General features: G+C 57.8%; 10 protein-coding genes. 9 read left to right on the top strand and 1 reads right to left on the bottom strand.

The features are described 5' to 3' along the window. Positions 1-365 precede the first annotated feature (365 nt). The 9 genes from BI327_RS35830 to BI327_RS35870 all read left to right on the top strand — a co-directional run bounded on the left by BI327_RS35830 (position 366) and on the right by BI327_RS35870 (position 13,325). Positions 366-2,189 (top strand): hydantoinase B/oxoprolinase family protein, encoded by a 1,824-nt coding sequence (locus tag BI327_RS35830; RefSeq protein ID WP_089025690.1) that lies wholly within the window; start codon positions 366-368, stop codon positions 2,187-2,189. A 21-nt stretch (positions 2,190-2,210) separates the two neighbouring features. Continuing rightward, the gene (locus BI327_RS35835) at positions 2,211-4,307 is read left to right on the top strand and encodes a hydantoinase/oxoprolinase family protein (RefSeq protein WP_076866063.1); all 2,097 of its coding nucleotides are present in this window, start codon (positions 2,211-2,213) and stop codon (positions 4,305-4,307) included. Positions 4,308-4,375: 68 nt separating this feature from the next. Continuing rightward, on the top strand, positions 4,376-5,146 hold the full coding sequence (locus BI327_RS35840) for an enoyl-CoA hydratase/isomerase family protein (protein ID WP_076866064.1): 771 nt from the start codon (positions 4,376-4,378) through the stop codon (positions 5,144-5,146). A gap of 17 nt (positions 5,147-5,163) precedes the next feature. Next, positions 5,164-7,461: a molybdopterin-dependent oxidoreductase gene (locus BI327_RS35845; RefSeq protein ID WP_076866128.1), complete on the top strand. Its 2,298-nt coding sequence runs from the start codon at positions 5,164-5,166 to the stop codon at positions 7,459-7,461. Positions 7,462-7,499: 38 nt separating this feature from the next. Beyond that, a complete protein-coding gene (locus tag BI327_RS35850; RefSeq protein WP_076866065.1) occupies positions 7,500-8,948 on the top strand; it encodes an NAD-dependent succinate-semialdehyde dehydrogenase in 1,449 nt (482 codons plus the stop codon). A 38-nt stretch (positions 8,949-8,986) separates the two neighbouring features. Beyond that, positions 8,987-9,718 (top strand): enoyl-CoA hydratase/isomerase family protein, encoded by a 732-nt coding sequence (locus BI327_RS35855; protein ID WP_076866066.1) that lies wholly within the window; start codon positions 8,987-8,989, stop codon positions 9,716-9,718. 41 nt (positions 9,719-9,759) lie between these two features. Beyond that, entirely contained in the window at positions 9,760-10,677 is a 918-nt protein-coding gene (locus BI327_RS35860; protein WP_076866067.1) for a LysR family transcriptional regulator, read from the top strand. Between the two features lie 116 nt (positions 10,678-10,793). Beyond that, positions 10,794-12,176 (top strand): aminotransferase, encoded by a 1,383-nt coding sequence (locus tag BI327_RS35865; RefSeq protein WP_076866068.1) that lies wholly within the window; start codon positions 10,794-10,796, stop codon positions 12,174-12,176. Positions 12,177-12,299: 123 nt separating this feature from the next. Then, positions 12,300-13,325 (top strand): LysR family transcriptional regulator, encoded by a 1,026-nt coding sequence (locus tag BI327_RS35870; RefSeq protein ID WP_076866069.1) that lies wholly within the window; start codon positions 12,300-12,302, stop codon positions 13,323-13,325. Positions 13,326-13,594: 269 nt separating this feature from the next. Here BI327_RS35870 and BI327_RS35875 read toward each other — a convergent pair whose 3' ends face one another. Further along, on the bottom strand, positions 13,595-15,196 hold the full coding sequence (locus BI327_RS35875) for an ABC transporter ATP-binding protein (RefSeq protein WP_076866070.1): 1,602 nt from the start codon (positions 15,194-15,196) through the stop codon (positions 13,595-13,597). Between the last annotated feature and the right edge of the window lie 4 nt (positions 15,197-15,200).

Consider the following 15,200-nt stretch of genomic DNA (forward strand, 5'->3'; position numbering starts at 1 on the left):
GTTCGACATAGTGCCGACGCGGGCGCTGGCGTCCAGCGGGCGGAACGTGACCCGTTTGCCGATTGATCATCCCAACAACTGTCATCGTCTCATTCGCACCGCAGCCCGCCGCTAACTGGTCTCCTCGGTCAACACTGGCAAGAGCAGCCTCTATCTCTCTTTATCGATGAACCAAGCCCCGGCGGAGCTGGCCCAGTCGACTCCAGCTCGTCTGCGCCGATTAGGTCATCACAAATCCTGAAGTCAGCTGATAAGTTAAAGTTTCTGGAAGACAAACTTCGCGCGTGAGATAGTCCGCCGTGAGCTGAGAAGGCGCGACATCGTGCTGCCGATTGAACGGCTTACAAAATTGGAGAGTTGACCGGATGAACGATGTCGCGGGCACCGTCGAGCACGACGAAGTAGACATGTTTACCATGGTCGTTCTGCGCCGTCGCATAGAGGCCGTCATTCGCAACATGATCAACACTCTATTCCGAACAGGTCGGTCCGGCGTTCTTAACACCGCGATGGATTTTTCGTGCAGCGTTACCGATAGCGAGTTTCGTACCGTGAGTACCGCACTCGGGCTGCCCGTTCACGTTGGCGCGATCGACCTTATCCCGAAAGCGATAGCGAAAAAATTCGGAGATGACCAGCATCCCGGGGACTGCTTTGCGAACAACAGCGCCTATCACGGCAACACGCATTGTGGCGACTTTACCTTGTGTGCGCCTGTTTTCCTAGATGGCGAGGTTATCTTCTATGCGATCGCGCGAGCGCATTTAGGAGACATTGGCTTTCCGACCCCTACAACATACGGGCCACTTTCGCGGGATATCTATGAAGAAGGGCTGAAATTGCCCTGCGTCCGCATTCAGCGGAACTACGTCGACGTCCAAGAAGTAATCGATATCTGCCAGGCGAACATTCGCGCGCCGAACCAGTTCTATGGAGACTACTTAGCAACGCTCGCCGCTGTTCGGACCGGCGAGATCGGAATGCAGCAGATTTGCCGCCAATACGGTGTGGCGCGGGTTCGCAAGTTTCTGGCGCAGTTTCAAGAGTATGCCAAGACCATGGCGATCGCGGCAATCCGCAAATTGCCCGCAGGTCGCGTCACGCGCGAAGCCAGGTACGATTCTGAAACCGATCTCTATCCGGAGGGGATTCCGATCCGCGTTACCATCGACGTCGACCCTGAGGAAGGAATGATTACGGTCGACCTGATGAACAATGTGGACAATCTTCCGCTTGGAATAAATTTGTCGGAAGCGACGATGCGTGCCACTTGCTACACCGCGGTTCTAACGGTGCTGGGTCCTGACGTCCCGCGGAGTACAGGAGCGTACAACAGAATACGCATCTTGAGCCGTGAAGGTGCGGCGATTGGACGACCGAAATTTCCTGCCGCGACGTCGTGCGCGACGACGAATCTCACCCAGTTGCTCGGCCCGATGGTGCGCTCCGCCTTTGCTGATCTCAGAAAAGGTCTTGGCAGCGCTTGCGGTACGTTGGGGATGCCAGCTTCCTGCGCCGTAGTCAGTGGGCAGGACGATCGTCGAAACGGCGAGAGATTTATCAATCAGATCATCATGGGCTTTTGGGGTGGGCCTGGCCTTCAAGGCCACGACGGATGGTTTACTCATGGCGGTAGTGGATCAATGGGTGCCCTCTGGCAATCAAGTATCGAGATCGTCGAGCAGCAGCAGCCGGTTCTGGTCGAGGCACTCGAGATAATCGAGGATAGCGGCGGGGCGGGCGAATGGTGCGGCGCACCCGGCGCATATTGTATATTCCGCAGCCGGACGGACGGAATCCGTTACACGGGCAATGCGGCTGGTCATGACTTCCCGCCGTTCGGCGTCGCCGGTGGCCTAGACGGTAGCCAGAACGACGTGCTCTGGGAGGGGCGCGACGGAGCACGTCATACTTTGGCGAACTCCTTCGATATCATTCTGAACAAAGACGAGAAGCTGGTTTCTAAAGGTTCGGGAGGCGGTGGTTATGGTAACCCGCTCGACCGTAATCCTGATCTCGTCGCCCGCGATGTACAGGAAGGCTGGGTGAGTCCCGCGCGCGCTCGCCAGACCTTCGGGGTCGTTCTTCAATGCGATGGGTTCAAATACCACGCCGATCACGCTGCGACAGGCAGGCTGCGCGCTGACATCAGCGCGCGCGTACCGGTGCCGCTCAAAGCATATGTTTGACCTTGAGAGGGACGACCGACGATGACTTATGAACTTGCCGCTGATGTCGGAGGCACCTTTACCGATCTCGTTCTTCGCGTCGGGGGGCGAGAGGTCAATATTTACAAGACATCCACAACGCCTGGGAACATCTCAAACGGCATTCTCAACGGCATCGAGATGATCGCAACCTCCTTAGGGTTGGATATCAAGACATTCCTCCGGCGGTGCACGTCGTTTGCTTGCGGTACGACGATCGCAACCAACGCAATTCTGGAAAACAGGCAGGCTAAGACAGGACTGATTTGCTCGGAGGGCTTCCGAGATACGCTCCTTATCCGCGAAGGCGGAAAGGCGGATTCTTATGATTTCTACATGGATTATCCCGCGCCTTACATTCCACGCTGCTTGACCATCGGAGTACCTGAGCGGATCAACGCCGAGGGCGGGGTAGAAATACCGTTGAACGAAGCTGCCGTCAAAAAGACGCTGTCAGAACTGCGAGAGAAAAATGTCGAGGCGATCGCAGTGTCATTGCTCTGGTCGATCGTCAATCCGTCGCACGAGAAGCGCATCGGAGAGATCATCGAGGCAGAAATGCCCGGAATTCCTTATAGTCTTGGACATCAGGTTAACCCATCGATCCGAGAGTATCGGCGGACGCTAGCGGCTGCGATAGATGCATCGCTGAAACCGCTTGTGCAGGCTCGTATCGAGGAGATCAAGTCTCGCCTCTCCGGCGCCGGATTCTCTGGCGAATTGACCTTCATCACCAGCAGCGGCGGACGAACCTCTCCTGACGAGGTCATAGAGCGGCCCATTTCGCTCTGCCTGTCCGGGCCATCCGGCGCACCGCAAGCGGGCTGTCGGCTTGCTCGATCCGAAGGGATCGTGCCCGGTAGTATCCTCACCACCGACATGGGGGGCACAAGCTTTGAAGTCAGCGTAAGCGTCGATTGGAAGACGCCCATGCATCGCGAGGTCATGCTCGGAAATCACCTGTTTGGTGTTCCCGCCGTCGAGGTGAAATCGATCGGTTCTGGCGGCGGTTCAATCGCCTATTTGGATGCTGGCGGCTTTATTCACGTAGGACCGGAGAGCGCGGGAGCGATCCCAGGGCCTGCCTGTTATGGGCGCGGCGGGAACCGGCCGACTGTAACAGATGCTAACCTTGTGCGCGGCTTTCTGCTGCCGGATACGTTCGCCAGCAAGCAACTTGTCCTTGACGTGGCCGCAGCAGAGCGGGTGATTCGCGAAGAAATTGCCGAACCTCTGCGCATGGATGTGCAGGAGGCCGCTAACCTTATCTGCTTGGTCGCAGAACAAAACATGGTTTCAGCGATCCAAGACATCACGATCAAGCGTGGGGTTGATCCCCGCAACTTCACACTCGTCTCAGGGGGCGCCGCAGGCGGACTCCATGTCAGCGCCATTGCGCGAGAACTCGGCATCCGCAATGTGCTCATACCGCGTGCCGCCGGAGTGCTCAGCGCATACGGCATCATGACGGGCGCCAAAAAGATGAGCTTCGCCCATTCGCTCTTCACACACTCCGAGGCGTTCAACTTCAAATCAGTAAACGCGCTTCTGGATAAGCTGCGCGCCGACGGACTTGCCTTTCTTGACCGCATGGGCGTCTCGCGTGAGACGCGGGAGCTCAAGTTCAGCGTCGAGGCGCGCTATGCGGGCCAAGTCTGGCAGATCACCTTGCCGTTCGCGGCGGATCGACTCGACTCCGGTGGCCTCGAGACGCTGGTCGAGAATTTCCATGCTCTGCACGAGACCTACTACGCGGTCCGGTCGACGGGAGAACGGGTTGAATTCACTGAATGGAATCTCGATGCGATGGGACCAGTTTCCGGCGAGGAGCGCCGCACTGAATCGGACGGCGAAAAGGATCCCGCAGCGGCTTTGATAGGACATTCCGAAGGAGATATCCGCGAATGCGGGGGCAAGGTCCGGATTCCGGTCTATGACGGCATGAGACTCGAGGTCGGTGCGAGGATAAATGGTCCCGCACTGGTGCAGGAACCGGTGACCGTCAACTTTGTGCCTCCCGACGCATCCGGTCGGGTGACTGCGCAGGGGGGGCTGCTGATCACAATGCCTGTACAGAAGCAGATTGAGCTCGCCGTCTGACGCCGTATCTGATTTTCAAGCAGTCATCGCTGCGCCTCGTTACGTGATTTTCAAAGGTCTCACCTGTGATGTCGGATGTTATTCTCAGCACCAATGGGTATGTCGGCATAGCCGAGATCAACCGGCCGCCGCATAATTACTTCGACAAGGAGCTGATCCGCGCCCTGGCGGAGGCATTTGATGCCTTTGCGGCATCTGGCAAGCGAGCGATCCTTCTGTGCGCGGCCGGCAGGAATTTCTGTGCGGGAGCCGATTTCTCCAAGCCGGCTGAGGAGACGGTTGCTTCGGCAAAGGACGGATACGACGATCATCTTTATACCCATGCTGCACGGCTCTTCCGCTGCCCCCTTCCAATTATCGCTGCCGTCCAAGGTGCTGCGATAGGAGGCGGATTGGGGCTCGCGATGGTGGCAGACTTCCGCATCGCGAGTTCGGAGAGCCGGTTCTCGGCCAATTTTTGCCGACTGGGTTTCCACCCGGGCTTCGATCTTAGCATCAGCCTGCCACGGGCAATCGGTCGGCAACAAGCTCAACGACTTTTCTACACCGGACGCCGTATATCGGGAGACGAAGCGAACCGTATCGGGTTGGCCGATCAACTCGTGCCGCAAAGCGAGCTACGAACCGCGGCCATGGTCTTGGCAACCGAAATCACGGTCTCCGCTCCGATAGCCGTTCAATCGGTGCGAGCGACAATGAGAGCAGCGCTCGCCGATGAAGTTCTTGCCATAACCCGCCATGAGCTCGCCGAGCAGGAGGCGCACTTCCGTACCGATGACTTCCGGGAAGGTATCGCAGCTATGGCCGAACGCCGACCGCCAAACTTCGTCGGGCGATAGCGGCGAGGAGCATGGCGATGGGCAAACGGTACACCTCATCTCACTGGGGCATCTACGAGGTCGAGGAGGCCGCTGGTCGACCGGTCCTGAAGGGTTATCATAGAGACCCTGATCCGTCCGAGATCGGTCTGCATTTTCTGACCGCATCGCAGCATCGTTGTCGCGTTGTCCGGCCGGCTGTTCGAGAAAGTTGGCTGCGTGAAGGACCAGGTGCCAGAACCGAAGGAAGAGGCCGCGAGCCATTCGTGGAAGTGGAATGGAATGAGGCGCTTGATCTGATCGCACAAGAGCTGGAAAGAGTGCGTCGGACCCACGGCAACGCATCGATATTTGGTGGCTCATATGGTTGGTCGAGTGCAGGTCGGTTTCATCATGCGCAGAGCCAGATTCACCGCTTTCTAAATACCATCGGAGGCTATGTCAGACATCGGGACTCCTACAGTATAGGCGCGGTCCAGGTGTTTATGCGCCATGTCTTGGCTCCTATGTCGGAATTGGAATTCTGCCATACGACATGGCCCATTTTGCGGGATCATACCCGCCTTTTCGTCGCGTTCGGCGGTCTGCCAATCAAAAATGCACAGGTCAGCTCGGGTGGCGCGGCGCGGCATCGCGTGAAAGAAGGCATAGCGGCAATGGCCGCAGCTGGATGCAAATTCGTCAACATCAGCCCGGTTCGTGACAACCTCGTCATCGACGGCGTGGATGTCGAATGGATTCCACTTCGACCTAACACCGATGTCGCGCTCATGCTTGCGCTAGCCTATGTGCTCGAGACGGAAGGGCTTGCGGACCGCTCGTTTCTCAAACGATGCACAACCGGCTACGAGATCGTGCGCGAATATCTGATCGGAGGCCAGGACGGGACGCCGAAGACGCCGGAGTGGGCCAGCAACATCTGCGGCGTGCCAGGCGAAAGAATTCGCCTGCTTGCACGTCAGATGCAAGCGCAGCGCACGATGATGAATGTCGCTTGGTCGCTCCAGCGTGCGGTTTTTGGTGAGCAGCCTTACTGGGGGGTAATACTGGTCGCTTCAATGCTGGGACAAATCGGGCTGCCTGGTGGCGGCTTTGGAGTAGGCTATGGCATGACTAACAGCATTGGCAGCCCCGAGCGTAGTCTGGCGGGACCAACGCTGCCGCAGGGAGCAAATCCCGTACGCGAATTCATTCCCGTCGCGCGGATCGCCGATTTGCTGCTGAACCCCGGCACCAAGTTCACCTACGACGGCATGGAGTACACTTACCCAAATATTCGATTTATTTATTGGGCCGGCGGGAATCCTTTTCATCACCACCAAGACTTGAACCGCCTTCGTTCGGCTTGGGAAAGACCTGAAACGATCGTAGTTCACGAGCAGGTCTGGACGGCAACGGCAAAGCGAGCCGATATTGTTCTTCCTGTTACTACGACTTTGGAACGCAACGACATCTCCTTCGCCAATCGGGAGGGCTACCTGGTCGCCATGCGGCAGATCGTCGAGCCAAACGGCGAGGCGCGCGACGATTATGAGATCTTCTCTCGGTTGGCCGAGCGACTTGGCACGCAGCAAGCTTTTACCGAGGACCGTAACGTCGAGGAATGGCTGAAGACGCTCTACGAAGACGCGCGTACGAAGTGGGGCAGAGCTGGAGTGGAGGCGCCATCCTTTAATAGCTTCTGGGAACAGGGGCTGTTCGAGGTCCCACGCGAAGAGGTCCAGCGCTCGATGCTAGAGGAGTTTCGGCGCGATCCTGAGGCTAATCCCCTAGCCACGCCATCGGGTCTCATTGAGCTTTATTCCAGCAAGATCGATTTGCTTGGCTTGCCTGATTGCACAGGGCACGTCCGCTGGCAGGAACCGCCGGAATGGCTTGGCAGTGAAAAGGCGAAAAGTTATCCGCTACATTTACTCAGCGACCAGCCGGTCCGGCGTCTACACAGCCAGCTCGATCACTCGGATTGGAGCCGCAGGGGAAAAATTGCGGACCGTGAAGCGGTGTTCATTCATCCAGATGATGCCCGCGAGCGGGGCATTCGCCACGGCGATGTCGTGATGATCCATAATGAGCGCGGTCGCTGCCTGGCGGGCGCTCACGTATCCGATGTGATCATGCGCGGAGTAGTCCGACTGGCTACCGGAGCTTGGTACGACCCCGATCCGGATGACGATCTCGAGAAACATGGGAATCCAAATGTCCTGACACTCGACACCGGCTCTTCGGGACTTTCGCAGGGTTGTTCGGCCCAGACATGCTTAGTCGAGATTTCCGGGCCGGTCGCAGATCCGCCACCGGTCACGGCCTTCGAACCGCCGCGCTTTACAACTCTTTGACCCGATGGATCTACGGAAAATCGTGAAAAGAAGCACCCATGCCAAATCAGAAATATACAGACCTTGAACTCTTCATCGACGGCAAATGGCGCGGCGGTTCGGAAGGAAAAACCGCTGAGATACAAAATCCGGCGACCCACGAAGTCATCGGTCACCTGCCGCTTGCTACAATCGCCGATTTGAACGAGGCGCTCTCCTCGACGGAGCGTGGGTTCGAGATCTGGCGAAGCATCGCTCCGGCGAGGCGCTGCGCCATCTTGCAAAAGACAGCTTCGCTGATTCGCGAAAGAGCCGCCCGCATTGCCGAGATCCTGACTTTGGAGCAGGGCAAGCCGTTTGCGGAAGCCAAGGGTGAGGTCTTCAAGGCTGCGGAAATTGTTGACTGGGGCGCACAAGAAGGTCGGCGGACCTACGGACGCACCGTGCCGTCCGAGGAGAGCATACGGCTCTATACGATCCAAGAGCCCGTAGGGCCAGTGGCTGCCTTCTCGCCCTGGAACTTTCCCGCAATCTCCCCAACGCGCAAGCTCGCGGGCGCACTTGCGGCAGGATGTTCCGTTATTCTCAAGGCTTCCGAGCAGGTTCCTGGCGCGGCAGTCGAGATTGTTAGGGCATTTGTAGAGGCAGGCGTGCCCGATGGAGCTATAAACTTGATCTTCGGCGACCCAGCTCAGATCTCATCTCATCTTCTGGAGTCGCAGGTCATTCGAAAACTGACATTCACGGGGTCGGTGCCGGTGGGCAAGCATTTGGCCGGTCTCGCAGCGCGGAATATGAAGACATCGACTATGGAGCTGGGTGGGCATTCACCCGTTATCATCTGCGACGACGTCGATATCGACGAAGTGGTAACGATGTCAGTCAAGGGAAAATTCCGCAACGCCGGACAGGTTTGTACGGCGCCGACGCGCTTTCTCGTGCAGGAATCGGTCAGCGACGTGTTTGTGGCGCGCTTCTGCGAGGTCGCAGCGAACATTAGAGTTGGCGACGGATTCGATCCAGCGACGGAAATGGGACCTCTGCTGAACGAGCGTCGTATCGCTGCTATGGAGACTCTCGTTTCGGATGCGGCAGCAAAGGGCGCGCGCGTCGCGATCGGCGGCAAGCGGCTACACAATCGTGGCTCCTTTTTTTCGCCTACGGTGTTGACCGACGTCCCCTTGTCTGCGGATGTCATGAACACTGAACCATTCGGCCCGATCGCGCTGATTAACCGATTCAACACGTTGGATTCGGCGGTAGCGGAGGCTAATCGTCTGCCTTTCGGATTGGCAGCCTATGCTTTCACCAAGTCGATAAAGAGGTCCGCAGAATTGTCGCGCCGGATCGATGCTGGAATGGTCGCGGTGAACGGCATGACGGTCTCGTTTGCCGAGACTCCGTTCGGTGGCATCAAAGACAGCGGCTATGGGCGCGAAGGCGGCGTGGAAGGCATCGAGTCCTATACCGTAAAGCGCCTCATCGTCGAGCAGTCACTCGAAGCCTGAACGACAGAAATCGCCGCACATCTCTTCGGGAGAAACCGATGGCATTAAGCATTGAGACTCATGGCAAGACCACACTGATTTCGCTCAACCGCCCAGACCGGCTCAACGCCATCGACAGGGCGACGGCATTTGACATGCAGCAAGCATTTAGCGAATTCGAGGCATCCGATCAGCGCGTTGCTGTCTTGGCCGGCAAAGGCGACTCATTCTGCTCCGGGGCCGACGTAAATGACTTGCCCGAATTCTGGCGCTGCATTCCGGGGATTGGCTTCGAGATATCCAAGCCGTTGATAGTGGCACCTTCCGGATGGTGTGTGGGGGGCGCGATGGTAATTGCGATGATGTCAGACATCGTCATTGCTTCGGAAACGACGCAGTTCTACTATCCCGAGGCTTATCGTGGGTTTACCGGCGGTATGATCGCGGGGCTGGCAGCGCGAATTCCTCATAAGATCGCGATGGAGGTCATGTTGATGGGACAGAAGCTGAGTGCTCACCGCGCCTACGAGGTCGGTTTCGTCAATCAGGTGACTTCGCACGGCGAACATGTAAGCGTTGCTTTGAACTGGGCCGACCGGATGAGCAATGCCGCACCGATGGTACTGGATATCTTCAAGTCCTTCGTAAACAGATCGATCCTTCCCATCGGCCCGGCGGAACAAGCTGCCGCCGTAAGCCGCGATGTTGCTCTCATCAAGACCAGTCGTGACAGGGATGAAGGACTGGCCGCCTTGAAGGAAAAACGGAAGCCGGTTTTCGAGGGACGCTGAAAGTTGGCAATCGCCGCCGCATCAGAGTAGGTGGAGTGCGGATGAGCCGACAACTGTCTCACTTTGACTTGGTCACGGCCCGACTGTTTGTTGCGGTAGTCGAGAGTGAGAGCATCGCCGCTGCCGCACAGCAAAGTGGGATCGCGGCCTCGGCTCTTAGCAAGCGCATCAAGCTGCTCGAAGAGGAGATCGGCGCGCCTCTCCTGCAACGTCACCGGCGCGGTGTCGGTCTGACCAGCGTGGGCATGATAGTGCTGCGCCGCGCGCGCAGTATGCTGCACGAAGCACGCGGGCTGGAAGCCGATCTTAGCGCTACACGTGAAGGGTTGAGTGGCCGTGTCGTCGTCAGCGCCAACGAAGCAACGCTCGCCGAATTCGTACCTCGCATTCTGCCGCGGTTTTACGAAGCCTACCCCGCGGTGGAAATCGTTCTGACCGAAAGAACAAATCCCGCGGTGGTGCGCGCGGTCTGGCAAAACGCAGCCGACATCGGCATCTACGTTGGTGACGTTCCTCCGATTGAGTTGTGGCACCGACCGATCTATCGAGATCGTCTTGTTCTCGTGGCACACCGCAGTCACCCCCTGGCGGCTTGCGATACGGTGTCGATGGAGCAGATCCTGAAGCATGAGGTGGTAGGGCAGGCGACGGAAGGGGCCCTCATGACGCTCCTCGCGCGAGCGGCTGCCGCCTTTAATGAATATCTGACGGTTCGAATATTTGCGGATGGCTACGACACCGTTTGCAAGATCGTCAGCTACGGCTTGGCCATCGGGGTCGTCTCGGAAGGTGCCGCGCAGTTCTTTGCACCACAATTGGGGCTCCTTGTCATACCCATTGCCGACGCTTGGGCCCTTCGCGAACACCATGTCTGCGTGCGTGCACTCAAGAATCTTGCACCCGCGCAACGCGCGGTCCTGGATCATTTGATCGAGGCGAGTAATCTTACTTCGCTGTAAGGAGGCCGTCGCCAGCCATCGCCAACGGCGACGTCTCGGTTCTCAATGACCATTTCACGTTCCCCGGTCTCACGAGCTAGAAATGGACTCGCCATAAATGCTCTTGGAGAGATCAGGTGAATCGGCATTTCAAAGCCCTCCATGAACGCGACATCGCTTCGGTCGTTCATCCTCAAACGAACCTGCAGAAGCACCTGACCGTGGGGCCAAGCATCATCACCCACGGTGAAGGCATTTATGTCTACGATGAAAAGGGCAAGCGGTTCTTGGACAGTGGCGCCGCGCTCTGGTGCGCTGCCCTGGGGTTCAAGAATGAGCGCGTAGCCAAAGTGGCCTATGATGCCATGCACCAATTGCCCTATTTCCAGATTTTCCGCGGTTACTCGCATGGTCCAGCAATCGAGCTCTCCGAAAAGCTGCTCAAGATCGCGCCGGTTCCTATGTCGAAGGTTCTCCTGCAGTGCTCGGGCTCTGAAGCCAATGACACCGCCGTCAAGATGGCGTGGTACTACTGGCACGGCGTCGGCAAGCCTGATAAGCGCAAGATCATCACGCGCATGGGCAGCTATCACGGCTCAACCTGTGTCGCGATCTCGATGACCGGCAATACTAGTTATCACCGCAGTTTTGGTTTGCCATTCGATGGTTTCATCCATGTCGATGGCCTCAATTTTTATCGTACCGGGGAGCCGGGAGAGACTGAGGAGGCCTTCTCGCAGCGTCTGGCGGACAGCTTGGAGGCGACAATCCTGCGCGAAGGGCCGGATACGATTGCCGCTTTCTTTGCCGATCCGGTCCAGGGCAACGCCGGTGCGCTGCCACCGCCTAAAGGTTATTTCGAGAAAGTGCAGGCGCTGCTACGCAAGTATGACATCCTCTTCGTGGCGGATGAAGTCATCTGCGGCTTTGGTCGGACAGGCAACATGTGGGGCAGTCAGACCTGCGGTCTAAAACCGGACATGATCACATGCGCAAAGGGCCTATCTGCCGCGATGCTGCCGATCTCGGCGCTCCTGATCAATCAGCGCGTATTTGACGTTATGGTAGGGGAAAGCGCCCGAATCGGAGCTTTCATACATGGCTTTACCTACGCCGGCCATCCCGTGGCTTCCGCAGTGGCTCTCGAAGTGCTCAAGATCTATGACGAGATTGATATCGTCTCGCGGGTGAAGTCCCTGGAGGCGCCGTTCCTCGCGATGCTTAAATCGCTGTCGGATCATCCGCTAGTCGGCGAAGGGTCGGGCGTAGGCCTTCTCGGAGGGATTGAGATCGTAGAGAGTAAGGAAACGCGCAAGAGCTTTCCGCCGCAAGCGCGCATCAACGAGATCATCGACAGGCATGCGGAGGCGAGTGGTATCATCCTTCGGACAACTCCAGCTAACCGCATTGCGTTCTCGCCCCCGCTCATCATCAGCGAAGACGAGATCGCTGAGATGCAACGTTTAACAATGAAGGCTTTGAATGGAGCCTTGGCTGACATTCGAAGCGCAAGGTCATAAGCGATACAATCGACCACGCCGAGGGCGGCGAGGCATCCTGTCCAACCTGCAGGTCAAGAGTATTGGCGCTCGTTGCCTGAAGCAGGCTTAGTACCGCTCGTCAACGCGACCTAGGAGCATAATTTGGATCTCCGTCAGATAAAATGCTTCGTAGCTGTGGTCGAAGAAGGCAGCGTAACAGGTGCTGCGCGACGTTTGAACGTCGTGCAGCCAGCTGTAAGCATGTCATTGCGCAAACTTGAAGACGAGTTCGGCGTTGTCCTGTTCGACCGCAGCGCACGCGGAGTTGTTGTCAGCCAGAAGGCGCGCGGTCTCTACGAGATATGTTTGCAGATTCTGGATCACGTGGCTGCAGCGTCGGAGGTCTTACGCAGCAAGGATATCGAGGTTCCGACTAAGCTCGCTGTTGGCTCTTTGCCGTCTGGCGGATACAGCTTCATACCCACGGCGCTGAACGAAGTCGTAGGATTGTTTCCCAACTGCTGTATCACCAGCCGCCAGAGTTTCAACGAGGAATTGCTCGACGGTGTGGCGCAAGGCCGAATCGACATTGCCGTTGTGAGCAAAATCAGGAAGCATGAGCGGCTTCCGCACGCGTACCTGGGCTCGGAACGCTTGCTCTGTGTAAGTGCCAGCGACTCAGGAATTAGCGGGATGGAGGCCATTTCGGCTGCTGAGCTGATGAAGCGGCGTCTCGTGTTGAGTCCAGTATTGCGCCGCCGCTTTGAAGATGATTTCGCCCGAGCCGGCCTGGAACTCTCGCCGGCTCTTGAGGTCGATGATGCTAGTCTGATCTTTGGAGTTCTACGCCAGCCAGGCTGGTTCTCCATCATGCCTGCAAGCGCTTTCTGCGGGATGAAATCTGGGGAGTTCTCCGTTGTTCCCATTTGTGAACCGACGATCGAACGTGACCGGTGGATCGTGTGGTCATCCGACAAGCCGCTGTCGAGTGCAGCCAAAGCGTTTGATGCAGCTATTCGAAGGTTGTTTACCGAGAGCAGGTTCGTTCGATTGTCATCCGTTACTGAGCCGCTTCTACGACAGGCCTTACCCACTGTAGGCTCACTTCGGTCAGCAGACATGCCCCGGAAAGCTGCCTACAAGGCTAAGAGGGCTTCTTCTGTAGTATCGGCAAACGACGCAGGATAGCGTTGCCTAGATGCCGGATACAGGGCTGAGGCTATGATAGCGTAGCGACCAACGACGATCGCCCGTTCACGATCGCGACGTCCACGCGCTGACAAGTTGGCCTGACGGGCGCGGTATCGTCAGCTTGTGCCGTCCGTCGTCGCGGTTCATAGTGACGAGACGCGTTCACGCATTTGGCGTCGTCTAGTGCCAAGTGATGAACATCCTGCAAAGATGTTTCTTGCCGAAACTCCCGCAGAAGCGCGCCTGCACCTGCTTGAACGTCGGGGTCAATCCGTCTCCAGGCGGCCTGGAACGGCCGCGAAGAGGTTCTGCGTATATTCCTGCTGGGGCGCCCTGAAGATGATTTCGACCGGTCCGGCCTCAACGACCCGCCCAGATTGCATGACCATGACGGTGTCGCAAATATTTGCGGCCACCCGCAGGTCGTGCGTGATAAAAATCATCGAGAGGTTCAGCCGTCGCTTGATGTTGTCGAGAAGTTTGAGAATCTGCGCTTGAATGGATACGTCCAGGGCCGAAACGGCCTCATCTGCGATTAGCAGCTTAGGATCCATAATGAGGGCGCGCGCGATGGCGATTCGTTGTCGCTGCCCGCCGGAGAATTCGTGGGGAAACCTCGAAAGCGCTCTGCGGTCGAGGCCGACCAGTTCGATTATGGCCTCGGATTTCTCTTGGACCTTTCGCTCGGGCTCCTTGCGCAACCTCAGCCCCTCGCCGATGATCCGCCCAACATTCCAGCGAGGGTTGAGCGAGCCGTAGGGGTCCTGAAAGACAACCTGGAAGAGATGCCGTTTGTCTCTCAACTGCGACCGGTTGAGTGCCAGCAGATCTACGTCGTCGAGCCGGATGCTGCCCTCGTCCGGTTCGGACAATCGCAGAAGCAGACGCGCCAGCGACGATTTGCCCGATCCGGACTCGCCGACGATACCCAGTGTTTCACCCACGCCGAGCCGTAGCGAGACGTTGTCAACGGCCTTTATGGAACGGCCTCCGGGAAGCAGGTAGGCCTTCGAAAGGCTGTCGACCGCTAGAAGAGTGGTGGGCTCGAGGGCCGTCTGGCCGTCCCGGATTCTGGGCGTCAGCGAGGGGACCGCGGCCATGAGGCTCTTCGTGTAGGGATGGCTGGGAGCATGCAAAACCTCCTTGGCAGGCCCACTCTCCACGGCCCGGCCGCGCTCCATGACGATCACCCGGTCGGCGATCTCGGCGACCACGCCGAAATCGTGAGTGATGAAAAGGAGACCGGCTCGATGCCGCTCCTGAATCTGCTTCATTAAGCGCAAGATCTGCGCTTGAGTTGTCACATCGAGCGCGGTGGTGGGTTCGTCCGCAATGATAAGCTTCGGCTCGAGGATCAGCGCCATGGCGATCATCGCTCTCTGTCGCTGCCCGCCCGAAAGCTGATGTGGATAGGAGCGAAGAATGCGATCCGGATCGACGAGGTTGGTCTCGGCGAGAATCTCGCGCATGCGCCTCCCGCGCTCAGTCCTGCTCAGGGACGTGTGCGCAATGAGCACCTCATCGATCTGACGGCCGATGCTAAGCACCGGGTTGAGCGCCGTCATCGGCTCCTGGAAAATCATGGAGATACTGTTCCCCCTGATTTTGCGCATGCCAGCCTCGCCGAGTTGGACCAGATCCGTCCCCTCGAACAGGATCCGGCCTTGCGACAAACGGACATGCGGCTTTGGCAATAGCTGCAGGATCGCCCGTCCAGTCAGCGACTTACCCGATCCCGACTCGCCAATGACGCACAACGTCTCACCGCGGCGCAGCGTGAAATTGAGATCGCTGACGGCATGGCGCCGGTCGGCGTCGCTCGGCAACGTAATCGCCAAATTCTGGACATCGAGGAGGGGCTCCTCCATGCGA

Source organism: Bradyrhizobium mercantei (assembly GCF_001982635.1).
In the GTDB taxonomy this organism is placed as follows: Bacteria; Pseudomonadota; Alphaproteobacteria; order Rhizobiales; family Xanthobacteraceae; genus Bradyrhizobium; species Bradyrhizobium mercantei.